The sequence below is a fragment of the Bosea sp. 685 genome, from assembly GCF_031884435.1.
Taxonomy (GTDB): Bacteria; Pseudomonadota; Alphaproteobacteria; order Rhizobiales; family Beijerinckiaceae; genus Allobosea.
In genome coordinates this window covers 6,294,151-6,318,262 of the sequence record NZ_CP134779.1, presented here as the reverse complement: position 1 = coordinate 6,318,262, position 24,112 = coordinate 6,294,151, and the positions used below count along the sequence as shown (strand labels likewise).

The following is a 24,112-nucleotide window of genomic DNA, read 5'->3' as shown; positions in this document are numbered from 1 at the left end:
GCAATCCAGCGTCTCGCCTAGGCCCCTGGATTGCTTCGTCGCTTCGCTTCTCGCAATGACGGAGAGCGACTGTTCAGCTCTTCGTCTTGCGCCGCGACAGCATGTTCAGCCCCTCGATCGCAGCCGAGAAGGCCATGGCGGCGTAGATGTAGCCCTTGGGCACATGCGCGCCAAAACCCTCGCCGATCAGCGTGCCGCCGATCATCAGCAGGAAGCCGAGCGCCAGCATCACGATGGTCGGGTTGCGCTCGATGAAGCTCGCCAGCGGGTCGGCCGCGAGCAGCATCACCAGAACCGCGAAGACGACGGCGATCACCATCACCGGGATATGATCGGTCATGCCGACGGCGGTGATGATGCTGTCGATGGAGAAGACGAGGTCGAGCAACAGGATCTGGACGATGACGCCGCCGAAGGTGACGGCCGCCGCCTTGCCGCCGTCGAAGACGTCCGGCCCATGGTCGGCATCAACCTTGTGATGGATTTCCTTGGTCGCCTTCCAGACCAGGAAGAGGCCGCCGGCGATCAGGATGATGTCGCGCCAGGAGAAGGCCTTGCCGAGCACCGAGAAGACCGGGGTGGTCAATTGCACGATGATGGCGACGGTCGAGAGCAGGCCGAGCCGCAGGATCAGCGCCAGCCCGATGCCGATCTTACGGCCGCGCGCGCGCTGCTCCTCTGGCAGCTTGTTGGTCAGGATCGAGATGAAGATCAGGTTGTCGATGCCCAGGACGACTTCCATGGCGATCAATGCCCCGAGCGCGGCCCACACCGTGGGGTCGGCGGCAAGCGTCATCAGATAGTCCATCCCGGCTCCTTCATGTCGCGAAACGGCGGGCGCCCGAATGAGCGTCCGCCGTCGACTGCCCAGCGAGATGGAAATTCCCCTGGCCGGCCGCAAGGGGTGAGCGAGCCGCATCGTCAACGAAAAAGGGCCCGTAAGGGCCCTTTCCGTGACAATTCCGTTGCGGGAAGGCTCAGGCGTTCGGCGCGCCCTGGGCCTGGAGCTCCTGCACGCGCTGCTGGAACAAGGCGGCGAAATCGATCGGCGGCACATAGAAGGGCGGGAAGCCGCCGTTCTGGACCGCCTCGGCGATGATCTGCCGGGCGAAGGGGAAGAGCAGGCGGGCGCAGTCGATCACCAGCACAGGGTGGATGTGCTCCTGCGGCACGTTCTGGATGCGGAACACGCCGCCATAGCTGAGATCGAAGGCAAACAGCGTCTCGCCGCCGAGCTCGGCCTTGCCCTCGAGCTGCAGCACGGTCTCGTAATCGTCCTCGCCGAGCGGCGCGGTCGAGACGTTGACCTGCAGCGACATCTGCGGTCCCTGCTGCGTCTGCTGGCTGAGCGAGCGCGGCGCCTTGGGATTCTCGAAGGAGAAGTCCTTGGTGTACTGGATCAGGGCGCTCATGCTCGGAGCTGCCTCGGGGGCTTGCGCGCCGTTGCCGTTGGGAATGTCGTTGGCCATCGGTCCCATCATGATCTGAAGGCTGACTTAAGGAAATCCCGGGCCGGATTAAGACGTTCGGGACTGCGCGCCGTCCTGCGGTGCAATGCGGGCGTCGGCTATCATGGACGCCAGCCTGGCACAAGAAGCCGCCTTCACAAGTTCAGGGGTGGATGTTACGAGCCTTGATCACCATATCTCGCTTCACGGCCGAAAACCTTTAGGGGACAGGCCGATGCAAGGCGGCCACTGGAGCTTCGGATCAGGTTTCGATGCAAAATTCCTTCGACATGACGACGATTGTTTTCCTGGCTCTGGCCGTTTTCGTCGCCTGGAAGCTGCGCTCGGTTCTGGGTCAGAAGACTGGTCAGGAACAGCCGCCGACCGATCCCTTCGCGCGTCGCGAGGAGCGCCGGTGCGGCCCGACCAGGCTCCCCCGGCCGACAGCAAGCGCGACAACGTCATCCGCCTGCCCGGCGCGGCCAATGATCCCACGGTCAGCCCCGCTCCCGCCGCCGACCGTTGGAAGGATATCGCGCCCGCGGATTCAGCCATCGTTGCCGGCATCGAGGCGATCATCCGGCAGGAGCCGGGCTTCGATCCGCGCGCCTTCATCGGCGGCGCCAAGGCGGCCTATGAGACCATCGTCACCGCCTTCGCGCGGGGCGACCGCAAGGTGCTGAAAGGCCTTCTCGCCAAGGAGGTCTATGAGGGCTTCGAGCAGGCGATCACGGATCGCGAGAAGCGTGGCGAAAAGGCGGAATCCTCTTTCGTCTCGATCGACAAGGCCGAGATCACCGCCGTCGACGTCAAGGGCAAGAACGGCCAGGTCACGCTGGCCTTCGTCTCGCAATTGATCAGCGTCACGCGCGATGCTCAAGGCGCGGTTGTCGACGGGAATGCCGAAGCGGTCTCCGAGGTCAACGACATCTGGACTTTCGCGCGCCAGCTCGGCAGCCGCGACCCCAACTGGCTCCTGGTCGCCACCGAATCCGCCGCGTGATCCGTGGCGCCGTTGCTGCGCTGGCGCTTGGCCTCGTGGCTTGCGGTGCGGCTATGAGCGCAGCGCTCGGCCAGGCCCCGCCGCTGCCGCCCGGCGCGCGAGCCGAGGCGGTGTCCGTCGCCGGCATTGCGGGATGGGCCAAGGACGATCACAGGGCGGCCTTTGCGATCTTCGCGCGCGGCTGCATGGCCGATCCGCCGCTGCGCGCGGCCATGCCCTTGCCCAAGGCGCTGGAAGGTGTTTGCGCCGAGGCGCTGCGCCTGCAAAAGGCGTCTAAGGTCGATGCGGCGAATGCGCGCCGCTTCTTCGAGACGCACTTCTCATTCTGGCGCATCCGGCCGGCCCAGGCCGAGACCGGCTTCATGACCGGCTATTTCGAACCCGAATTCGACGGCTCGCTCACACGCTCCGCGGCTTTCCAGACGCCGCTTTATGGCCGCCCTGTCGATCTGGTGACCCGGCAGCCCGGCGATGACTGGCCGGGCATCGAGGCAGGGCTTTCGGCCGCGCGCCATACGGCGCAGGGGCTCGTGCCCTTTCCCGATCGCGCCGCGATCGAGGCGGGCGCGCTCGATGGCCAAAAACTCGAAATCCTCTGGATGCGCGATCCGGTCGATCGCTTCGTGCTGCAGGTCCAGGGCTCCGGCCGGATCCGTCTGCCCGATGGCCGGGTGACGCGGCTGGTCTATTCCGGCCGCAACGGCCACGCCTATACTTCGCTCGGTCGGGCGCTGAGCGAGCGCGAGAACATCCCGCCTGCAGAGATGACCATGGACCGGCTGATCGCGCGATTGAAAGCCGATGCCGGCTTCGCCCGGGATCTGATCGCGCTCAACCGTTCCTTCGTCTTCTTCGCGCGCCGGGACGATCTGCCGCAGGGCTCCGGACCGATCGGCGGAGCCGGCTTGCCATTGACGCCTTTGCGCAGCATCGCGATCGACCGCACGGTCTGGCCCTATGGTGTGCCCGCCTGGATCGACGCCACGATCCCCGATGGGCAGGGCGGCAGCGAACGGCTCTCGAGGCTGATGATCGCGCAGGATACCGGCTCGGCGATCCTCGGGCCGGCGCGGGTCGACCTCTTCGTCGGTTCGGGCGTGGCGGCCGGACATCGGGCGGGGCTGATCCGCCACAACTTCGATTTCACCGTGCTCTGGCCGCGCGATCCGAGGCCCTGACGATGCGGTCGCGGCGGGGCAAGACATTGTCGCCGGCCGATATCGCGCTCTGGCGCGAAGTCGCGCGCTCGGTGACGCCGCTTCCCGGCCGCAAGCCGGTCGAGCCCGAGCAGCCGGAGCCAGTTGCACCCAGCCCCGTCATGGCCGTGGCCGCCATTCCTGTGGTGGCTGCGAAGTCGGCCCAATCCAAACCCGCGCCGCCGCCATTGGCGCCGCTCGAACGCCGCCTGCGCACCCAATTGCGGCGCGGCCAGCAGGGCGTCGAGGCGGTGATCGATCTGCACGGCATGCGCCAGGACGAGGCACATCTGGCATTGCGGGCCTTTCTGCGGCGCGAGCAGGCGCGCGGCTGCAAGCTCGCGCTGGTCGTCACCGGCAAGGGCGCGGCTGGAGACAGCCTGTTCGGCGAGGAACGCGGGGTGCTGCGCCGCATGGTGCCGCATTGGCTGCGCCTGCCCGATCTGCGTCCGCTGGTTGTCGGCTTCGAGGAGGCCGAGCAGCGCCATGGCGGAGCAGGCGCGCTATATATACGCCTGCGCCGCCAACGCGAGATCGGGCCATGACCCCCTTCGGCCAGCGGGTGCGGGCCCTGCGCGCGGCTCGTGGCGTCACCTTGGCGCAAATGGCGGGCTCGCTCGGCGTCACGCCGGCCTATCTCTCGGCGCTGGAGCACGGCAAGCGCGGTCGGCCGACCTTCGTGCTGATCCAGGGCGTCATCCATGTGCTGGGCGTGATCTGGGACGAGGCGGATGAATTGGTGCGCCTTGCCGATCTCTCGCATCCGCGTGTCACGGTCGATACGGCTGGCCTCGATGCCGAGGCGACGCTGCTCGCCAACCGCCTCGCCCGCGAGATCGCGGCATTGGAGCCGGACGAACTCAAACGCCTTGCGGATATCCTCGACGAAGCCGCGATTCGCCGCACTGCTGCGCCGGATTGAGCCCGACTTGCTTGACCCGAAGCCCGGCGGATGCAACACGCGCCGCCAACTCCCTCCTTAAGATCAGCATCCGGACCTGTTCATGAGCAATTCGCGCACCGACGTCCTCGCCCTCGGCAACGCCATCGTCGACGTCATCGCTTCCGCCGAGGAGGACTTCCTGGCTAAGTACGAGCTTGCCAAGGGCGCGATGATGCTGATCGACGAGGCCCGCGCCGAGGCGCTCTACGCCGCCATGGGACCGGCCAAGGTCATCTCCGGCGGCTCGGCCGCCAACACCATCGCCGGCCTGGCCTCCTTCGGCGGCAAGGGCGCCTTCATCGGCAAGGTCAAGGCCGACGAGCTCGGCAAGCTCTACCGGCATGACCTGACCTCGCTCGGCGTGTCCTTCGACACGGCCTTCGCGATGGAAGGTCCCGCGACCGCACGCTCCTTCATCATCGTCACGCCCGATGGCGAGCGCACGATGAACACCTATCTCGGCGCCTGCCAGGGGCTGACAGTGGCTGACGTCGACGCCAAGGCGGTCGAGAGCGCCGACATCATCTATCTCGAAGGCTATCTCTGGGACCCGCCGGCGGCCAAGGAGGCTTTCCGCAAGGCCTCCGAGATCGCCCACAAGGCCGGCGGGCGCGTCGCTATCACCTTGTCGGATTCCTTCTGCGTCGATCGCTATCGCGACGAGTTCCTCGGCCTGATCCGCAATGGCATGGTCGACCTCGTCTTCGCCAATGAGCACGAGTTGAAGAGCCTCTACCAGACCGCTGATTTCGAGACGGCGCTGGCGGCGTTGCGGGCGGAGAACATCCTCGCCGCCGTGACCCGCTCGGAGAAGGGCGCTCTGGCCGTGACGCCGGATGGCATCATCGCCGAGCCGGTCTTCCCCGTCGAGCGCATCGTCGACAGCACCGGCGCGGGCGATCTCTTCGCTGCCGGCTTCCTCTTCGGCCTGACCTCTGGCCGCGAAGTGCGTGACGCACTGCGCCTGGGCGCACTCGCCGCCGCCGAGGTCATCAGCCATGTCGGCGCAAGGCCGGATATGAACCTGAAGGTTCTAGCGGGGAACGAAGGGCTGCTGTGAACCGCAGCCCGCCTGTCATTCCGGGGCGGCCCTCTGGGCCGAACCCGGAACCCACGACTGGGTGAGAGATAGCGATTGGAGCATCCACCCAGTCGTGGGTTCCGGGTTCTTCGCTGTGCGAAGCCCCGGAATGACAAGGTTGTCGCTCGTTCAACCTCTTCAATACAGCGTCGCCTTCACCCGCTCCGGCAGCGCCTTGTCATAGGCCTCGCCGTCGAAGGTCTCGACCTTGTCGTTCTTCTCCGTGATCGCACGCAGGATCTGCCCGGCGCTCGGCAAGCTCCGCTTGTCGACCTGCGCCGCCGGGTTCCAGAGGTCGGCGCGCACCACTGCGCGCGAGCACTGGAAGTAGGCGCTCTCCACCGCGATGACGATCACGCAAGCTGGCAGCTTTCCGGCCATCGCGAAGCCCGCGCAGAGCTCGGGATCGGTCGAAAGCGTCGCCGTGCCGTTCACGCGCAGCGTTTCGCCGTAACCGGGGATCAAAAAGAGCATTCCGATTCGATTGTCGAACAGGATATTCCTCAATGAATCCAACCGGTTATTGCCTCTTCTGTCCGGAATCAGCAGCGTTTTCGCGTCCCGGAGTCGCACGAAGCCCGGCATATCCCCACGCGGTGAGCAATCCAGGCCGTCCGGACCATTGGTCGCGAGCACGAAAAACGGGGAGGCGGCGATCAGCGCCCCGTAATTCGCATCGACGTGATCGATCTCCTTGGCGACCGAGGCCGGGGCGATCGGGTTGGGATAAAGTGCCGCAAGGTCATCGAGGGAGGTGAGGGTGTGGTCGCGCATGCCAATCTCCATGGGTCGTAATAGTCTAGACCATTGAAGATGAGCCGTCACCTCGGCTTTACCCCGGCCCGACACTGCCCACCTCAGGACAAGGCGCGTGCGATCGCCTCGGCCAGGCCGACAGGATTCTCCCAGGCCATGGAATGCCCGGCTGCCGGTATGATGGCGACATCGACGCCGAGCCTGGGAAGGCTCTCCGCATCGCTGCTTGGAAGCGAGGCCTCCCCAAACAGGACAGAACGCGGCTGCGGCAGATCTGCGAGCATCTCACGCCAGCTCGGAGTGCTGCCGGCGATCAATGAGCAAGCCCCGAGACGCACCGCGTAGGGGGCGCTGATGGCCAGCGACGCGGCCCAGATGCCGTTGCCCTCAGTGCGACTGGCCTGGACGAGCGCGTCATGGCCGCGCTCGATATAGTCGCGTTCGGTCATGGAGGCGATGCGTCGGCTGAAAAAGCCCCCGCCGGGCTCCAGATTGGGCTCGCCGAGGACGAGCCGCCTAAGGCGCCCACCCAGCATTCTCGCCGCCGTGATGGCCACCGCTCCGCCCATGCTGTGGCCGAAGAGATCGAATTCGGTCAATCGCACATGCTCGGCCAGAGCCGCGATGCTGCGGGCGTGGTCCTCGATGGTGTAGCCGAACCCGGTCGGCCGATCGCTGAAGCCGGAGCCCAGCAGGTCGACCAGGAGCATGCGCCGTCCCCGCAGGGCGGCGTCCGCCGCGACGCTCGGATAGTCGCAGGACGAGGCGCAGCCCAGCCCATGGATGAAGAGAAGCGCAGGGCCTTCGCCCGCGATGTCATGATAGCGCAGCTCTGCAGCGGCGGCTGGAACGGTGAAAGACTTCATTGCTGGACCCTGGTTTGCCGCGGAAGACTGCAGCAGCCCGCATCATGGATCTGTCAGCATTGCCGTGGCGCAGGGGCAATAAAAAACGCCCCGCATCCTGCGATGCGGGGCGTCTCGTTTCACGTGAATCGCGCGCTGCTTACTCGGCGGCGCCGCGCTCGCGGCTCTTCTCGGCGTCGCGAGCGGCCTTGAGCTTCTCGGTCAGATCCTCGCCGGTCTCCTGGTCGACGACCTTCATCGAGAGGCGGATCTTGCCGCGCTCGTCCTGGCCGAGGAACTTGACCTTGACCTTGTCGCCTTCCTTGACGACGTCCGAGACCTTCTGGACGCGAGCCGCGGCCAGCTCCGAAATATGGACCAGGCCGTCCTTGGCGCCGAAGAAGTTCACGAAGGCGCCGAACTCCATGATCTTCACGACGGTGCCGTCATAGATCATGCCCACTTCGGCTTCGGAGACGATCGACTTGATCCACTTGATCGCGGCTTCGATCGACTTGCCGTCGGCCGAGGCGATCTTGATGGTGCCGTCGTCCTCGATGTTGACCTTCGCGCCGGTCTTCTCGACGATTTCGCGGATGACCTTGCCGCCGGAACCGATGACTTCACGGATCTTGTCGACCGGGATCTTCATCGTCTCGATGCGCGGGGCGTACTCGCCGAGCTGGCCACGCGAGACCGAAAGCGCCTTGTTCATCTCGCTGAGGATGTGGTCGCGACCGCCCTTGGCCTGGTCGAGGGCGACCTTCATGATCTCCTCGGTGATGCCGGCGATCTTGATGTCCATCTGCAGCGAGGTGATACCCTCGGCCGTGCCGGCGACCTTGAAGTCCATATCGCCGAGATGGTCTTCGTCACCCAGGATGTCGGAGAGCACCGCGAAGCGCTCGCCTTCCAGGATCAGGCCCATCGCGATACCCGCAACCGGCGCCTTCAGCGGCACGCCGGCGTCCATCAGGGCAAGCGAGGTGCCGCAGACGGTGGCCATCGAGGAGGAGCCGTTCGACTCGGTGATCTCCGAGACGACGCGGATGGTGTAGGGGAACTCCGACTTCGCCGGCAGCATCGGGCGAATGGCGCGCCAGGCGAGCTTGCCATGGCCGATTTCGCGGCGGCCGGGCGAGCCCATGCGGCCAGCTTCACCAACCGAATAGGGAGGGAAGTTGTAGTGCAGCAGGAAGGTTTCCTTGTAGGTGCCTTCCAGCGAGTCGATGAACTGCTCGTCGTCGCCGGTGCCCAGCGTGGTCACGACCAGCGCCTGCGTCTCGCCGCGGGTGAACAGCGCCGAGCCGTGGGTGCGCGGCAGGATGCCGGCTTCCGCGACGATCTTGCGCACGGTCTTGAGATCGCGGCCGTCGATGCGGACGCCGTCGTCGAGGATGGTCCAGCGCACAACCTTGGCCTGGGCTTCCTTGAACTGGCCGCCGACCTGCTCCTTGGTGAAGGTGGTCTTGCCGTCCGGCGTCTCCGAGATCAGCGAAGCAACCTTGGCCTTGGCGGCGTCCAGCGCCTTGTAGCGCTCGGCCTTGGTCCTGATCTGGTAGGCGGCGCGGATATCCGCATCGACCAGCTTGAGGACGGCGTCGAGAACGACGGAGTTGTCGGCCGGAACGTAATCGCGCGGCTCCTTGGCGGCCTTCTCGGCCAGGCGGATGATGGCGTCGATCACCGGCTGGAAGTGCTTGTGGCCGAACATCACGGCGCCGAGCATGATCTCCTCGGAGAGCTGCTTGGCCTCCGATTCCACCATCAGAACGGCGTCGGGCGTGCCGGCGACGACGAGGTCGAGCTGCGATTCCTTGATCTCGTCGACCAGCGGGTTGAGCTTGTAGGCGCCGTCGAAATAGCCGACGCGGGCAGCGCCGACCGGGCCGGTGAACGGCACGCCCGACAGGGTCAAGGCGGCGGAAGCCGCGACCATCGCGACGATATCGGGGTCGTTCTCGAGGTCATGCTGCAGCACGGTGCAGACGACCTGCGTCTCGTTGCGGTAGCCCTCGACGAAGAGCGGGCGGATCGGCCGGTCGATCAGGCGCGAGACCAGCGTCTCCTTCTCGGTCGGTCGGCCTTCGCGCTTGAAATAGCCGCCGGGAATGCGGCCGGCTGCGAAGGTCTTTTCCTGGTAGTTCACGGTCAGCGGGAAGAAGTCGATCCCGGCCTTGGGCGTCTTGGCGGAGACGACGGTGGCGAGCACCACGGTCTCGCCATAGGTCGCGAGCACGGCGGCGTCGGCCTGGCGGGCGATCTTGCCGGTTTCGAGCACAAGCTTGCGCCCGCCCCAGATCAGTTCTTCGGTCTGTACATCGAACATGGATTTGTCTTTCGGATCGGATGCGACCCGGCCGGTGTCTCCGGCCCATGAGCAAGACGGCGGAAAGCTCGGGTTTTTGCGAGACTATGCGCCCGAGCGCTCGGCGATCCTGCCATGGACATCGAGGACGCCCGGCGGGTCATGCGGGAAGGCCGCCCCTTGCGGCTCCCGCGATGAAATCAGGACGCCGCCCCATTGCGGAGATCCTGGAAAACCGCCCGGAGCGATGTCGCACCGGGCGTGAAGCAGTCAGCGCTCGATCAGCGGCGGATGCCGAGCTTCTCGATCAGGGTCTTATAGCGCGGCTCGCTCTTGCTCTTGAGATAGTCGAGCAGCGAACGGCGCTGCGAAACCATCTTGAGCAGGCCGCGACGCGAATGGTTGTCCTTGACATGCGACTTGAAGTGGCCGGTCAGGTTGTTGATGCGTTCCGTCAGGATCGCGACCTGGACTTCCGGCGAGCCGGTGTCGTTCGGCTTGGTGGCATGTTCCTTCATGAGCGCAGTCTTGCGCTCGGCAGTGATCGACATCGTGAGATCCTCATATTGGGGTTGATCTGGCGGGCCAGGCCGGGATGTCGTCCAGCAAGGTCCGAAGCCCGCAATCGCTCTCATCGAGGAGAGGCTGCGCAGCCGGCTTTCACGCCGGTTGGCTGGGCATATACACGAAACGACGGGAAAGGCTAGCGCGATGCGGTTTCAGCCAAATCCGGGCCGGCCCCGTGATCATAGCGCCGCTGCGCCTCCTCGACCGTGCCGATATGGGTTTCCGCCCAGATCCTCAGACTGTCGACGGTCGCGGCCAGCGTCCGGCCGAGCTCGGTCAGCGAATATTCGACCGTGACCGGTACCGTCGGGAAGGCCTCGCGGCGGATCAGCCCGTCGCGCTCGAGGCTTTTCAGCGTCTGCGACAGCATCTTCTGGGAGATCGCCTCGATGCGCCGACGCAGCTCGTTGAAGCGCAGCGTCTCATGCTCGAGCAGGATCAGGATCAGCACAGCCCATTTATCGCCGATGCGGTCGAGCACCCGCCGCGTTGGGCATCGCGCATTGAAGGGGTCGGGGCGCAGCAGCATGCGGGTTTCCTGGAGGTGACCATGTCTCGCGGAAGTGCCTTCTTTACGGAAGGGAACGACCGGGCCATCTAGGTTCCATCGGAGTGGTAGTATCTATTAGATACTGGAAAAACAGGACCATGTCATGACAATCGCACTCATCGGCGCCACCGGCTTTATCGGCTCGCGCATTCTGTCGGAGCTCGTCTCCCGTGGCCATAAGGTCACGGCCATTGTCCGCAATCCGGAGAAGGTCCCGGCATTGCCCGGCGTCACCGCCGTCAAGGGTGATATCTTCGACAAAGACAGCCTCGCCAGGCTGCTTACCGGCCATGAGGCGGTGATCAGCTCCGTCCATTATCTGGCGAGCGATGCGGAGGCCCTGCTTGGGGCCGTGAAGCAGTCCGGCGTCAAGCGCTACCTCGTCGTCGGCGGCGCTGGCAGCCTGGAGGTCGCTCCCGGCGTGCAGCTGTTCGACACGCCCGATTTCCCGGCAGCCTACCATGCCGAGGCCAAGAAAGGCGGCGCTTATCTCGATCTTTTGCGGCAGGAGGAGGCGCTGGACTGGAGCTTCCTGTCGCCCTCCGCCGTGATCGCGCCGGGCGAGCGGACCGGCAAGTTCCGTCTCGGCGGCGATCAGTTGCTGGTCGACGGCGGCGGCAACAGCGCGATCTCCGCCGAGGATTTCGCGGTGGCGCTGGTCGACGAGCTGGAGAAGCCGGCCCATGGCCGCAAGCGCTTCACTGTCGGTTACTGAAAAAACGCGCGGTTACTGAAAAAATGAGAGCCGGCGCCCCCCAGCACCGGCCCTTTTTCATGCGGCGCTGCGCGCCCCCGGTCGGATGAAGCGATGGTCGCCCAGCGTGAGAATGCCACGGCGGGCCTCACCGATAGCGGTGCGGCCGGTGTCGCCCTCGAAATAGAGGCGCGCCCCGTCGACCTCGTAGCGGCCGCGATAGATGTCGCGCCCGGTACCGAGCGTCTTGCCATAGCGGCCGTTCGGCAGGAGCGAGAGCCGGGTTGCTCCGTCATCGGCGACCCAGACGCCCATCATGGCGCGCTCGGCGGCGTTGGGCTGCATCAGCGCTTCGAGGTCGATCTCGAGCGGGTGGGTTGCGTTGGCGGCGCGGATGGATCCGGTGAGCGCGCTGAACGCGGTGAGAACGCGGTTGAACTGCATGGCTTGCTCCTGTGTTTCGAGCGGCCACCTAATTGGGCCAGTGCGAGGAGATGAATGCCGCATCCGGGCTCGCGGGCGATAGACCGAAGCGCCGCAAGGATTGCCTGATCCTCCATGAGTGCTGGCATTGGGTCGCAGGAACCGCCAATTCATTGTATGAAAATCCAGACGCCGGTGCCGGTTCGACTGGCATCGGCCCTATGATGGAGCGGTTGGATGCGGCAGGCGGATGAACTGGCGGCGTTGCTCGGCCGCCTCGTGACCTTGGATGGCGTGCATCAGACGGCGATCCCGCGGCTCGCCCTGATCCGCTCCAGCCAGCCGACTGAGCCCATGCATGGGCTGCATCTGCCGGCGCTGTGCATCATCGTGCAGGGCCGCAAGCAGGTCATGTTGGGCGAGCAGATCTATCTCTACGATCGGACGCATTACCTCGTCGTCTCCGTCGATCTGCCGATCATCGGCCAGGTCGTGGAGGCCAGCACTGAGGAGCCCTATTTCTCCGTGCGGCTCGATCTTGATCCCGTCCAGCTCAGTGCGCTGATGCTGGAGAGCAAGCCCAACGCGACCAAGCCTGGCGAGGGGGGCATACCGGCGCTGGGCCGGGCCTCGCCGTGAATCCGGCCGCGCCCGAACTGCTCGACGCCATGCTGCGGCTGGTCAGGCTGCTGGAGACACCACATGACATCGCGGTCCTGGCGCCCCTGGCCGAGCGCGAGATCCTCTACCGCCTGATGAATGGCGAACAGGCGGCCCGCCTGCGCCAGATCGCGACGGCCGAAAGCAAGCTGCAGCAGGTGAACAGGGCCATAGGCTGGATCAGGCGCAACTACGACAAGACCTTCAGCATCGAGGCGCTGGCGTCCGAGGCGAGCATGAGTCCCTCGGCGCTGCATCAGCACTTCAAGGCGGTCACCGCGATGAGCCCGCTGCAATACCAGAAGCAATTGCGCCTGCAGGAGGCGCGACGGCTCATCCTGGGCGCGGCGCTGGATGCCGCCTCCGCCGGTTTCAGGGTCGGCTATGAAAGCCCGTCGCAGTTCAGCCGCGAATATCGCCGGCTCTTCGGCGCGCCGCCGCTGCGGGACGTTGCAAGGCTGCGCGGGGCTTCAGCCTTGGAGATGGTTGGAGCCTGAGGCTGCGCGCAGGCTCCTCCCTGCCTCAGAACTCTTCCCAGCCTGCGTCATTGGCGCGGCCGTTGACGGCGCGCTTGGCCGGTGCGGAGGCCCGCGCCGGGGCAGGAGCGGGTCTGGCTGGGGCCTGCCCGAAGGCAGCCTCGGCGAGCTTGCGCAGGCGCTCGGGCTCCGAGGCCGGTTCATGGGCCTGGGCAGCGCTTGCCCTGGCAGCAGTGCGCGGCGCCGAGGCGTAGCTGGCCGTTGAGGCGGTTGCTCCCTCAGGGCCGGTCCTGAAGGCCGCGACGAGGTCGTTGAGCTGGACGATGCGGCCCGAGAGCGACCCGGCCGAGGCCGCGCTCTGTTCGGCGAGCGCGGCATTGGCCTGCGTCATCTCGTCGAGATGGGCGACAGCCTGGCTCATCTCGTCGATGCCGTTGGCCTGCTCGCCCGAAGCCGCCGAGATCTCGGCGATGGTGGCCGCGACCTTTTGCGAGGCCGCCAGGATCTGGGTCAGGGCGTCGCCGGCCTGGCGCACCAGCTTGACGCCCTCGCCGACCTCCTGGTTCGACGACGAGATCAGGCCGGAAATGTCCTTGGCAGCGGCGCCCGAGCGCTGCGCCAGCGTGCGCACTTCGGACGCCACCACGGCAAAGCCCTTGCCGGCATCGCCGGCGCGCGCCGCTTCCACCGCCGCGTTCAGCGCCAGCAGATTGGTCTGGAAGGCGATGTCGTCGATCACCCGGATGATGTCGGAGATCTTCTGCGAGGCGCTCTCGATGCGCGCCATTGCAGCCACGGCCTCGGTCGCGATCGTGCCGCCCGTCTGCGCCGCCTGCATCGCCTCGGTCGCGATCGCGGCCGCCTGCTTCGAGGCCTGAGCCGAGGCCTTCACCGAAGCTGCGAGTTCCTCGGTCGTGGCTGCAGTCTCCTCCAGAGAGCTCGCCTGCTCTTCCGTGCGCTTGGAGAGGTCATCGGCGCCCATCGTGATCTCGCGCGCCGCCAGACCGACATCCGCAGAGGTCGTCTGGATCGTGCGCACCGTCGAGGACAGGCGGTCGACCGTCTCGTTGATCGCGCCCTTGAGCTCGGCGAACTTGCCGCGATAGGCGGTCTCGATCCGGGCGGTCAGGTCGCCGCCCGCAACCGCGTGCAGGGCGGCCGCGAACTCGGATGTGGCTGAATCAACCACCGCATTGATCTCGTTGATGCCGGCGACGAGCTTCTGCATCTGCTCGTCGGCATGCTCGATCTGCAGCCGCGCCGAGAAATCGCCCGATGCCGCAGCCGCGACAACCTCTCCGACATCCGTCACCACCGCTTCCATCGACTGCGCCCGCGCCAGGCGGGTGGCGGAAGCCGCACGCTCCGATTGCTCGAGCTCGCGCATCTTGACCAGATTCTCATGGAAGACCGACAAGGCGCTCGCCATCGCCCCGATCTCGTCCTGATAGGCGATCCGCGGCAGCGCGGTATCGAGATCGCCCTTCGCCAGCTGCGTCATCGCCGTTGTCATCTGCGCGAGCGGGGTGGTGACGCGCGAGCGCACCACGACATATCCGACGACGGCGATCAGCAGGCTGACGAGCAGGATCGCGCCATATGTCAGGAGTTCGGCAAAGGCCTGATTCGCGGTTGCATTCGCTCCTGCGATGGCCCGGTCCAGCGCCGCATTGGCGACGGCCGCGATGGTTTCGAGCGCGGGCACGATCTCGCCGCGCCACTGGTCGACTGACATGCCGGGCTTGCTGCCAGAAGTCGCCTGCGCGACGATCTTCTCGCGCATCTCCTTGACCGGGCCGGAGAAATAGGTGGCGTGGCCCGTGGCGATGGCGGCCTTGATCACGGGGTCGGTCTGAGCGGTGTCGGCCATATCGCGCAGGGCCTGCCAGCTGGCCAGCGCGCTGGCGTCATTGCTCAGCAAAATGCGCGTCTCCTTCGCGTCGAAGGGGCGCTGTTGTGCCGTGATTGTGCTGACCATGACGCCGGATGTGCCGGTATAGGTGCGTGTCGCCCAGGACAACGCACGCGCGACCACGAGTTCGGTCAAAGCCGGATTGAGGGCGCGGATCTCGCTGTCGACGGCCAGCGAGGCCTTGTCGAGGCTGACCAGCAGCTTCTCGCCGACAACGAGGACGCGCTCTGGCATCTGCTTGTCGCGGCCCTCGACGGGCAGTTTGAGGTCGCGCTCGACACTCTCGCGCAGCTTGCGTGTCTCGTCATAGATGGCGGCGAGGTCGCGCTGGAACGGGGCGAGAGCCGGGCGGTTCGAAGCGGTCAGCACCGAATTCGCCTGCGCCATGGCTTCGTCGACTTGCTTGCGCCGCTGCAGATAGGTCTCGATCGAGGACTGGTTCTTGTCGCTCGGCAGGATGACGGCGCTCTGCATCGAGGCGCGTTCGAGCCGGAAGGCGCCGAGCGCATCGAACAGGTTCCGGTTCAATCCCGCCAGCCCGACAACCTGCTGGGACACGCCGTAGCGCTTATAGGCGGACCAGATTTCCTGGAGCGTCAGGCCGCCGGTCGTCAGCGCCATTGCACAGATCAGGCCGATCAGGATATGCCTGATCGACAGCTTCGAAGTCGACAAAGTCATGCGCGGCCCCCGCTCGCCCCGGCCGCGCGCGCTTTCTGCCGCACGGCAACAGGATCAAATTGCCGCAGAAGCCTTGAAATTGTGTTTACGTTTGATTTACCAACCTATGCGTGCAGACGATTCCAAACGAATTCACAGGTTGAAGACGCGATGCGGCACCAATTCGCCGCTGCCGATCGAGCCGGTCGTGATCGGCACACCGTCCTATTTCACGGCGCCCTGCGTCATCCCGGCGATGAATTGGCGCGATAGCACGATGTAGACCAAGGTGATCGGCAGCGCCGCGATGGTGAGCCCGGCGAACAGCATGCCCCAATCGGTCGCGTACTCGCCGATGAATGTGGTCAGGCCCTGTGGCAGCGTCTTGCGCGCATCGCTCTGGATGAAGATCAGCGGGAAGAAGAAATCGTTCCAGACCGGCACAGCGTTGTGGATGCCCGCGATCACCAGGGGCGGCTTGCACAAGGGCAGCATGATCGACCACATGATGCGCGGCTCGGAAGCGCCGTCGATGCGAGCGGCATCCTCGAGTTCGCCCGGTAATGTGCGCAGGAAGCCCGTCATGATGAAGACGGTCGAGGGCAGCCCCATCGCGACATAGATCAGGATCAGCGAGAGCCGCGAATCGATCAGCCCGAGCCCGTTCATTTGGACGAAGAGCGGGATGATCGCGAGCTTCAGCGGCAGCATCAGCCCGGCGAGGAAGATCAGGAAGATCGGCGTCGCCAGCGCAAACCGGTAGCGTGCGATCGCGTAGGCCGCCATCGTCCCCAGTACCAGGATCAGCGCGACCGAGACGCCCGTGACCAGGATCGAATTGCCGAGATAGCGCAGGAAGTTGGCTTCCTCGACGATGCGGACGAAATTGTCGATATTGCTGAAATCGGGCGGCGCGAAGGGCCTGGCGAAGATCTCCGCCGTCGGCTTGAAGGCGGCGAACACCATGATCACGATCGGGTAGAGCATCAACGCTGAATTCAGGATCAGCACGAGCTGGACCATGCCGGCGCTGGCAAGATCGGCGGGGCGAGCGAGCCAGCGCGTCACAGCGCGATCTCGCGTCGGCGCAGACGGATCGTTGCCGCCGTCGCAACAGCCGCCATGAACAGGAAGAGCAGTGTCGCCAAGGCCGAACCATGGCCAAAATCCTGAACGCTGGCGCTCTGGTTGCCGAAGGCGAGGCGGTAGAACACGAGGCCGAGCACATCAGTCGAGCCGAACGGCGAACCTTCGAGACCGGTCATCAGATAGGGCAGCTCGAACCAGTTGAAGGCGCCGATGAAGAGCAGGGTGAAGGTCACCGTCGCGCTCGGCGCCGCCAGCGGCCAGACGATACGGCGCAGAACCTGGATCTGGCTCGCTCCATCGAGTTCGGCGCTTTCCAGGACTTCGCGCGGAATGCGCTGCATGCCCGCAAGGAAGACCAGCGTCGGGAAGCCGATCCAGTGCCAGGCATTGGCGAAGATCAGGGCGGCAAGCGCGGTGCGGCTGTCGCCCAGCCAGGGCAGAGCGAGCTTGCCCAGCCCCGCCACGTTCAGCGCACCGTTCACCGCGCCGAAATTCGGGTGAAGCAGCAGCTTCCACAGGAAGGCGACGATCACGCTCGACAGGATGACCGGCAAGAAGACCGCGACCCGGTGAAAGCGAAAGCCGAAGGGTTCGCGGTGCAAGAACCAGGCGAGCAGGAAGCCGCCGCCGTTCTGCACCACGAGCAGGGCCGCGAGCACGATCAGGTTGTGTCCGAAGGCGCGCATGATCGGCTGCGCGTAATGCGGCTTCGTGAACAGGTCGACGAAATTTCCAAGCCCGACGAAGGCCTCGCGCGACAGGCCATGCCACGAGAAAAAGGCGTAAGAGAACGCTGACAGGATCGGATAGACCACGAACACCGCCATCACCGCCAGAGGCGGTGTGACGAGGAACGTCACCCAGACCCGGTGGCGGGTGGCCGAACCCATATCCGGCATGGCTCAGCTATTTCTTGAACGGCGCATAATAGGTCGCGATGCCCTTGGTGATCTCGGCGCCGACTTCGGCGGGCGTCGTCTGCCCGGCGAGCATCTTCTGCACGCCTGCTTGCAGCAGCACCGAACCAGAGGGCTCCTGGTAGCGGAAATGCACCAGCATGAGATACGACATCGCGCTTTCGTTGAGCTTCATCACCTGCTGCACCGCGGGCGCCTCAGCTTTGACGCCCTTGATCGGCGAGACGTTCTGCAGAGTGCCGCTCAGCATCGTCCCGAACTCTGGCGTGCCGAGCCAGCGCACCAGCTTCAGCGCCGCCTCCTTCTTGTCTGTCCTGGCGTTCACGGCATAACCGCCATCGTAGAAAACAGCGACGAGCGGCGGCTCGCCAGCCTTGGCGGACGGGGACGCGAAGACGCCAAGCTTGAGGCGCGGATTCTGTTTTTGAAAGGCCGCGACCTCGTAGGAGCCGCCGGCGAACATCGCCGCGCTGCCGGCGGCGAAGAGCTGCTGCGACGAGGCGTAGTCGATGCCGGAGAAATTCGGCGCGAAATAGTCCTTGAGCTCGTTCAACTTGGTCAGCGCGCCGACGAAGCGCGGATCGGTGAAATCGGCCTTGCCCGAAAGCAGGTCGGCCTCGAATCCCTTGCCGAGCAGGGATGAGAGCAGCGCCTGAACGATGGTCTCGTTCTGCCAGGCTGTGGCGGTGCCGTTGGCGAACGGTGTCACACCCTTGGCCTTGAGCGCCTTGCACAGGGCGACGAGTTCGTCCCAGCTTCCGGGAGGGGTGACGCCATGCTTGGTGAAGAGTTCGGTGTTGTAGACCACCAGCATGGTCTGCGAGGCGAAGGGCAGCGCATAGACCTTGCCGTCGGCGCGCAGGCTCTCGGCCGCTAGTGCCGAATCGGGGAAATTGGCGGTTTCGGGCGCGTTGGCCTTGTCGAGCGCCATGAGATAACCGGGCTTGGCGATGCTCTCGAGATTGCCATAGGCCCGCACCTGCATCACATCGGGCCCGCGCCCTCCCGCCAGCGCCGTCGACAGGATGGTCTGGTAGTTGGCGGGCTCGAAGCCCTCGAATCTGACCTTGATGCCGGGATTGGCCTTCTCAAACGCCTGGAAGAACATTTGATACGCCGCGCGATCCTCCTGACGCCAGGTCCAGAAGGTTAGCTCCGTCTGTGCGGAGGCGATGCCGGAGAATCCGCCGACAAGTGCGACAGCGGCCGCGGCGGCGATGCTGAGGCGGCGAGTGATCGCGATCATCGTTTTCATCCCCTGACGTCGGGCCGCATCTGGTCGCGTAGCGCCAGCTTTATGGTCTCTAACAGGTCTGCCCGCTTCAATCTATTTTGGCCGCCGGGCCGATGCAATCGCGATTCAGGGCGGGGCGCAATAAGACCAGTCCGAGACCATCAGCGCCGCCAGAAATGCAACGCCGCCAGACATGCAATGTTGTCAGAAAATGACTGGAAACTACAGATTGAAGACGCGGTGGGGTACCAGTTCGCCGTTATCGATCGAGCCGGTCGCGATCAGCACGCCACCCGATGTCGCATAGACGGCCTGCGCTTCGACCGGCGCGTCACGCCCGCGCAGCAACACGCTCTGGCCGCGCTTCAGGCGCAGCGCCGCGTCGCGATGGACCACGATCTCAGGGATCAGCGCCAGCGCGGTCTTCACCGGCAGGAGCGCGGCGGTCGCCGCCTCCTGGCTCTCGCGCAGGCTCTCGACGCTGGCAGCATCCGCGACGCTGAAAGGGCCGACGCGGGTGCGCCGGAGATGGGCGACATGCCCCAGGCAGCCGAGCGCCAGGCCAAGATCGCGCGCGATCGCCCGGACATAGGTGCCCTTGCCGCATTCCGCCTCGAAGGTCGTGGTCTCGGCCGAATGCGAAACGATGCGAAGGGCGTCGATCTCGACGGGGCGCGCCTCCAGAACGACCTCCTCGCCCTCGCGGGCGAGATCATAGGCGCGTTCGCCGGCGATCTTGATCGCCGAGAATTGCGGCGGCACCTGGCTGATCGTGCCCGTGAAGCGCGGCAGTAGCGCTGTGATGGCAGCCACGTCGGGCCGCGCCTCCGAGGTCGCGATGACCTTGCCCTCGGTGTCGTCGGTGTTGGTCTGCGAGCCCCAGGCGACAGTGAACTGATAGGCCTTGCGCCCGTCCATGACGAAGGGGACGGTCTTGGTCGCCTCGCCCAGAGCGATCGGCAGCAGGCCCGAGGCGAGCGGATCGAGCGTGCCGGCATGACCGGCTTTCTTGGCGGAAAAGGCGCGCTTGACGACAGCGACGGCATGGGTCGAGGTCATGCCGACGGGCTTGTCGAGCACGACCCAGCCATGCACGTCGCGCTTCTTCGGGCGCGGCGCAAAGCTGCGAGCTTCATCCTGCGCTGGCAGGGCGGCGTCTTCGGCAGCGGCGACCTCACTCATCGTCCTGCCCTCCCTCATCCCGGTTTGGGTTGTCCTGCTGAATCCGCAGCGGTTGCTTCAGGATGTCCTGGCGCACCTTGTCGGAATAAAGCAGCGCATCGACGCGCTCGGCCTCGGCGAAGCTCTCATCCTGCAGGAAGCGGACATCGGGCGCGTATTTCAGGTTCACGCGATGGGCGATCTCGCCGCGGATATAGCGCTTATGGTCGGTCAGCGCCTTTAGCACCGGCTTCACGTCGCCGCCGCCGAGCGGCATGATGTAGCAGGTTGCCAGCTTCAGATCGGATGAAAGGCGCACCTCGGGCACGGTGATGACGTGCTTGGCGAGGACATCGTCGTGGATGTCGCCGCGCGCGAGCAATTCGGCGATGGCATGGCGGATCAATTCGCCGATGCGCAACTGCCGCTGCGAGGGGCCGGAGGGTTTTGCTGGTCTTGCCATGGTTCTCGTTCTCCGGGATCGGACCGGATTAAACGTCATGGCCGGGCTTGACCCGGCCATCTCTTGAAGGATGAGGCGCTGGATGGCGCTCTTTTCGTCACGAGATGGCCGGGACAAGCCCGACCATGACGCGCTTCCTTGGGGAAGCGGCTGCTTTACAGCGTCCGCTTGATCTCTTCGACGCGGTAGCACTCGATGACGTCGCCCGCGCGCATGTCCTGGTAGTTCTCGAAGGACATGCCGCACTCCTGGCCGGCCACGACTTCCTTCGCGTCGTCCTTGAAGCGCTTGAGCTGGGCGAGCTTGCCCTCGTGAACCACGACATTGTCGCGGATCAGGCGGACATTGGCGCCGCGCTCGATCGTGCCGTCGGTGACGCGGCAACCGGCGATCTTGCCGACCTTCGAGACCGCGAAGATCTCCAGGATCTGGGCATTGCCGAGCATGGTTTCGCGGAGCGTCGGAGCGAGCAGGCCCGACATCGCCGCCTTAACGTCATCCACGAGGTTGTAGATGATGTTGTAGTAGCGAATCTCGACGCCGGCCCGTTCGGCAGCCTCGCGCGCTTCCTTATGGGCGCGCACGTTGAAGCCGATCACGGCAGCGCCCGAAGCCTGGGCCAGCGTGATGTCGGATTCGGTGATGCCGCCGACGCCCGACTGCAGCACGCGGGCGCGCACCTCGTCGTTGCCGACCTTCTCGAGCGTGCCGACGATGGCCTCGACCGAGCCCTGCACGTCGCCCTTGACGACGAGCGGGAATTCCTTGCGGCCAGCGCCTTCCTTGAGGTCGCGCATCATGTCGGCGAGCGAACGGCCCGCCGCCGAGCCGCCGCCGCGTGCGGCGATGCGGTCGCGCTTCTGGCGCTCACGGTAATCGGTGATCTCGCGGGCGCGGGCCTCGGATTCGACGACCGCAACGCGGTCGCCGGCCTCGGGCGTGCCGTTGAAGCCGAGCACCTCGACGGGAAGCGAGGGGGGGCTTCCTTGATATGAGCCCCGGTGTCGCCGATCAGGGCGCGCACGCGGCCCCATTCCGAACCCGCCACGACGATGTCGCCGGTGCGCAGCGTGCCGCGCTGGACAAGCACGGTCGCGACCGGGCCACGGCCGCGGTCGAGCTTCGCCTCGATCACGGTGCCTTCGGCCGGCCGATCGGGATTGGCCTTCAGGTCGAGCAGTTCGGCCTGCAGCGCGATGGCTTCCAGCAGCTTGTCGAGGTTCTTGCCGGTCTTGGCCGAGACCTCGATCTCCAGCGTCTCGCCGCCCAGCGTCTCGACCTGGATCTCGTATTGCAGCAGCTCCGAGCGGACCCGCTCGGGGCTCGCGTCGGCCTTGTCGATCTTGTTGATCGCCACGATCAGCGGCACGCCGGCCGCCTTGGCGTGGTTGATGGCCTCGACCGTCTGCGGCATGACGCCGTCATCGGCCGCGACCACGAGCACGACGACGTCGGTGACCTTGGCGCCGCGGGCGCGCATCGCGGTGAAGGCGGCGTGACCGGGCGTGTCGATGAAGGTGACCTGTGCGCCCGACGGCGTCTTCACCTGATAGGCGCCGATATGCTGGGTAATGCCGCCGGCCTCGCCGGTAACGACATGGGTCTGGCGGATCGCGTCGAGCAGCGAGGTCTTGCCGTGGTCGACATGGCCCATGATGGTGACGACGGCCGGACGCGGGAGAAGGGTGTCTTCCGGATCGGCGATGTCGAACAGGCCGCCTTCGACGTCGGAATCGGCGACGCGCTTGACGGTGTGACCCATTTCCTCGGCGACGAGCTGGGCCGTGTCGGCGTCGATCACATCGGTGATCTTGTGCATCGCGCCCTGCTTCATCAGCAGGCGGATGACGTCGACGCCGCGCTCGGTCATGCGGTTGGCGAGTTCCTGGATGGTGATCGTCTCGGGAACGATCACCTCGCGCATCACGCGCTCCTTGGCGACGTCCGAGGCGCGGTGCCCGGTCATGCGCTGGACGCGCCGGCGGAAGGCCGCGACCGAGCGCGTGCGCTCGTCGTCGCCGCCGGTCGCGGTCGACAGCGTCAGGCGGCCACGCGGCTTCTCGCCTACCTTGGGAGTTTTTGGCGCGGGCACGGGTGCGCCACGCGGCGGACCGCCGGCAAAGCCGCCGGGACGACGGAACGCGGGACGCGCCTCGCTATCATCGGGACGGCTGCGCGGCGCAGCCGTGGAGGGAGCCTGGCGCGTGGGCCGGGTGATGGCTGGCTCGGCCGGGGCAGTCGTATCGACCGGGCGCGGTGGGCGCGGGGTGTCGAGGCGCGGCGGGCGCGAGTCCAGACGGGGCGGGCGAGCACCGATATCGCGCATCGGCGTACGCGGGGCGAAATCGGGACGCGGGCCGGAAGGAGCCGGACGGGGCGTCTGGGCGTAAGCAGGCGCCGGGGCTACCGGCGCAGCCGCCGGGCTGTCGCCTTGCGGAGCGGGCGCGGTGTCACGTGGCGGCTGGGGGGCTGCCGGACGCGGAGCCTGCTGCTCGTCATGCATGCGCTGGCGAGCAGCGCTTTCGGCGCGGCGCTTGTGATCGTCTTCCTGGCGGCGACGCTCTTCTTCCTCACGCTGACGGGCAAGGGCGGCTTCGCGCTCCTGGCGTTCGCGTTCGATCACGGCGGCGCGCTGGCGCGCTTCGTCCTCGGCGATGCGGCGGGCTTCCGCTTCACGGTCGCGCGAGTCGGAGAGCGCGCGCTGGCGGGCGTCCTTCTCGTCTTCCGAGAGCGTGCGCAGCAGCATGCTGCCGGCCGGTCGCGTGATGGGTGTAGGCGCCGGAGGAACGGTGCGCGGCGTAGCCTGCTGGACCTGAGGCTGAGGAGCGCGCGCGATCGGCGCTTCCTTGATCTCGGGACCGGCTGTGCGTCGCTTGACCTCGACGACGACCTGCTTCGAGCGCCCATGCGAAAAGCTCTGCCGGACAGTGCTCTGTTCGACAGGACGCTTCAACGTCAGGGTCTTCGGGGGGCTGACCGTCAAGGTCTTATCGCCCGGGGTCTTGGTATCGCTCATTCCGCGTTCGGTCCTGCCGGTTCGGTCGTTTGTTCGTCTACGGGGTCGGAGTGCGCCGGGTGGTCAGGCTCCGTCGCACCGACATCGTCCGTCCTGTAGCGGACGAGCCGACGCCAGCGGAAGAGGAAACCCTCGGCCGCCGGACCCGGAGCAAGCGCCGCATGTATCACATGTGCCCGCCCCAACGCCAATTCCAAATCCGTTGCCGCAAAAATTGCGACGACGGGTGTCTTTCGTACCTTCAGACCCGCGCTCTCACGGGCAATTTCGGCCCGCTTCAAGGCTTGTCCGATCTTGCGGCGGCCATCCTCGGCGCCGTCGCTGGCTTCGATCACCGCTGCGCAGCGGCCCGATCCGATCACGGCCTCGACCTTGGCGAAGCCGCTCGAGACCAGCCCGGCCTTGTTGGCCATCGCCAGGGCCTGCAGCGCATCGCGCAGCATCAGGCTATCGATCATCGCGACCAGATCGGCCGGCACGGTGATCTTCGCCTTGAGCGATCGCTCGAAGGCCTTGCGCTTAACCGCTTCGGCGACGGTCTTGGCGCTCAGGCTCGTCCAGACGCCTCGCCCCGGCAGCTTGCGCCGGAGGTCTGGCGTCAGGACGCCGTCGGGCCCGACCACGAAGCGGATCAGGTCGTCGGGCGATTTCACCGCCCGGCTCACGACGCAGCTGCGCTCCGGGCCGTCTTTCCGCGTCTCGCTCATCGA

At 66.0% G+C, this 24,112-nt stretch carries 22 protein-coding genes and 2 pseudogenes; 8 read left to right on the top strand and 16 right to left on the bottom strand.

What is annotated here, in order from left to right; translation table 11 throughout:
- Positions 1-73: 73 nt before the first annotated feature.
- Complete coding sequence (locus RMR04_RS30725) at positions 74-808, bottom strand: TerC family protein (RefSeq protein ID WP_069689088.1); 735 nt, start codon at positions 806-808, stop codon at positions 74-76.
- Between the two features lie 169 nt (positions 809-977).
- Positions 978-1,457: a protein-export chaperone SecB gene (gene secB / locus RMR04_RS30720; protein ID WP_404979062.1), complete on the bottom strand. Its 480-nt coding sequence runs from the start codon at positions 1,455-1,457 to the stop codon at positions 978-980.
- 263 nt (positions 1,458-1,720) lie between these two features.
- Between secB and RMR04_RS30715 the strand changes: the two are divergent.
- The 5 genes and pseudogenes from RMR04_RS30715 (at position 1,721) to RMR04_RS30695 (ending at position 5,650) form a co-directional block, all read left to right on the top strand.
- Positions 1,721-2,451 (top strand): annotated as a pseudogene (locus RMR04_RS30715) (Tim44/TimA family putative adaptor protein).
- The gene (locus RMR04_RS30710) at positions 2,448-3,629 is read left to right on the top strand and encodes a murein transglycosylase A (RefSeq protein ID WP_311912276.1); all 1,182 of its coding nucleotides are present in this window, start codon (positions 2,448-2,450) and stop codon (positions 3,627-3,629) included. Before RMR04_RS30715 ends, RMR04_RS30710 begins: the two are co-directional and overlap by 4 nt.
- Before the next feature lie 2 nt (positions 3,630-3,631).
- Positions 3,632-4,192: a Smr/MutS family protein gene (locus RMR04_RS30705; protein WP_311912275.1), complete on the top strand. Its 561-nt coding sequence runs from the start codon at positions 3,632-3,634 to the stop codon at positions 4,190-4,192.
- Positions 4,189-4,569, top strand: a complete 381-nt coding sequence (locus RMR04_RS30700) for a helix-turn-helix domain-containing protein (protein ID WP_311912274.1) — start codon at positions 4,189-4,191, stop codon at positions 4,567-4,569. Before RMR04_RS30705 ends, RMR04_RS30700 begins: the two co-directional genes overlap by 4 nt.
- 82 nt (positions 4,570-4,651) lie before the next feature.
- Positions 4,652-5,650 carry an adenosine kinase gene (locus RMR04_RS30695; RefSeq protein ID WP_311912273.1) on the top strand — a complete coding sequence of 333 codons (999 nt, stop codon included), beginning with the start codon at positions 4,652-4,654 and terminating at the stop codon, positions 5,648-5,650.
- Between the two features lie 159 nt (positions 5,651-5,809).
- Here the strand turns inward: RMR04_RS30695 and RMR04_RS30690 are convergent, their stop codons facing one another.
- The 5 genes from RMR04_RS30690 to RMR04_RS30670 form a co-directional block, all read right to left on the bottom strand.
- Positions 5,810-6,445, bottom strand: coding sequence for a pyridoxamine 5'-phosphate oxidase family protein (locus tag RMR04_RS30690; protein WP_311912272.1), 636 nt, complete (start codon positions 6,443-6,445; stop codon positions 5,810-5,812).
- Between the two features lie 83 nt (positions 6,446-6,528).
- Positions 6,529-7,293 carry an alpha/beta fold hydrolase gene (locus tag RMR04_RS30685; RefSeq protein WP_311912271.1) on the bottom strand — a complete coding sequence of 255 codons (765 nt, stop codon included), beginning with the start codon at positions 7,291-7,293 and terminating at the stop codon, positions 6,529-6,531.
- A 139-nt stretch (positions 7,294-7,432) separates the two neighbouring features.
- Entirely contained in the window at positions 7,433-9,601 is a 2,169-nt protein-coding gene (gene pnp / locus RMR04_RS30680; RefSeq protein WP_311912270.1) for a polyribonucleotide nucleotidyltransferase, read from the bottom strand.
- A gap of 260 nt (positions 9,602-9,861) precedes the next feature.
- Positions 9,862-10,131, bottom strand: a complete 270-nt coding sequence (gene rpsO / locus RMR04_RS30675) for a 30S ribosomal protein S15 (protein WP_054143123.1) — start codon at positions 10,129-10,131, stop codon at positions 9,862-9,864.
- 152 nt (positions 10,132-10,283) lie between these two features.
- On the bottom strand, positions 10,284-10,676 hold the full coding sequence (locus RMR04_RS30670; protein WP_311912269.1) for a winged helix-turn-helix transcriptional regulator: 393 nt from the start codon (positions 10,674-10,676) through the stop codon (positions 10,284-10,286).
- Between the two features lie 124 nt (positions 10,677-10,800).
- On the opposite strand from RMR04_RS30670, the gene RMR04_RS30665 reads away from it, so the two are divergent.
- Complete coding sequence (locus RMR04_RS30665) at positions 10,801-11,412, top strand: NAD(P)-dependent oxidoreductase (RefSeq protein WP_311912268.1); 612 nt, start codon at positions 10,801-10,803, stop codon at positions 11,410-11,412.
- A 57-nt stretch (positions 11,413-11,469) separates the two neighbouring features.
- Here RMR04_RS30665 and RMR04_RS30660 read toward each other — a convergent pair whose 3' ends face one another.
- Positions 11,470-11,835, bottom strand: coding sequence for an Atu4866 domain-containing protein (locus RMR04_RS30660; RefSeq protein WP_311912267.1), 366 nt, complete (start codon positions 11,833-11,835; stop codon positions 11,470-11,472).
- A gap of 216 nt (positions 11,836-12,051) precedes the next feature.
- Between RMR04_RS30660 and RMR04_RS30655 the strand changes: the two genes are divergently transcribed.
- Together RMR04_RS30655 and RMR04_RS30650 are read left to right on the top strand one after the other, a co-directional pair.
- Complete coding sequence (locus tag RMR04_RS30655) at positions 12,052-12,453, top strand: AraC family transcriptional regulator (RefSeq protein ID WP_311912266.1); 402 nt, start codon at positions 12,052-12,054, stop codon at positions 12,451-12,453.
- Positions 12,450-12,971, top strand: a complete 522-nt coding sequence (locus RMR04_RS30650) for a helix-turn-helix domain-containing protein (RefSeq protein WP_311912265.1) — start codon at positions 12,450-12,452, stop codon at positions 12,969-12,971. Before RMR04_RS30655 ends, RMR04_RS30650 begins: the two co-directional genes overlap by 4 nt.
- A gap of 25 nt (positions 12,972-12,996) precedes the next feature.
- Here the strand turns inward: RMR04_RS30650 and RMR04_RS30645 are convergent, their stop codons facing one another.
- The 8 genes and pseudogenes from RMR04_RS30645 to RMR04_RS30610 form a co-directional block, all read right to left on the bottom strand.
- Positions 12,997-15,543: a methyl-accepting chemotaxis protein gene (locus tag RMR04_RS30645; protein ID WP_311912264.1), complete on the bottom strand. Its 2,547-nt coding sequence runs from the start codon at positions 15,541-15,543 to the stop codon at positions 12,997-12,999.
- Positions 15,544-15,747: 204 nt separating this feature from the next.
- A complete protein-coding gene (locus RMR04_RS30640; RefSeq protein ID WP_311912263.1) occupies positions 15,748-16,590 on the bottom strand; it encodes a carbohydrate ABC transporter permease in 843 nt (280 codons plus the stop codon).
- A complete protein-coding gene (locus RMR04_RS30635; RefSeq protein ID WP_311912262.1) occupies positions 16,587-17,501 on the bottom strand; it encodes a carbohydrate ABC transporter permease in 915 nt (304 codons plus the stop codon). The genes RMR04_RS30640 and RMR04_RS30635 overlap by 4 nt, the downstream gene beginning before the upstream one ends.
- Positions 17,502-17,517: 16 nt before the next feature.
- On the bottom strand, positions 17,518-18,774 hold the full coding sequence (locus RMR04_RS30630) for an extracellular solute-binding protein (protein ID WP_311912261.1): 1,257 nt from the start codon (positions 18,772-18,774) through the stop codon (positions 17,518-17,520).
- Between the two features lie 210 nt (positions 18,775-18,984).
- The gene (gene truB / locus RMR04_RS30625; protein ID WP_311912260.1) at positions 18,985-19,944 is read right to left on the bottom strand and encodes a tRNA pseudouridine(55) synthase TruB; all 960 of its coding nucleotides are present in this window, start codon (positions 19,942-19,944) and stop codon (positions 18,985-18,987) included.
- Positions 19,937-20,386 carry a 30S ribosome-binding factor RbfA gene (gene rbfA, locus RMR04_RS30620; RefSeq protein WP_311912259.1) on the bottom strand — a complete coding sequence of 150 codons (450 nt, stop codon included), beginning with the start codon at positions 20,384-20,386 and terminating at the stop codon, positions 19,937-19,939. Before rbfA ends, truB begins: the two co-directional genes overlap by 8 nt.
- A 155-nt stretch (positions 20,387-20,541) precedes the next feature.
- Positions 20,542-23,402, bottom strand: a pseudogene (infB, locus tag RMR04_RS30615) (translation initiation factor IF-2).
- Entirely contained in the window at positions 23,399-24,109 is a 711-nt protein-coding gene (locus RMR04_RS30610) for an RNA-binding protein (protein WP_311912258.1), read from the bottom strand. Before RMR04_RS30610 ends, infB begins: the two are co-directional and overlap by 4 nt.
- Positions 24,110-24,112 lie beyond the last annotated feature (3 nt).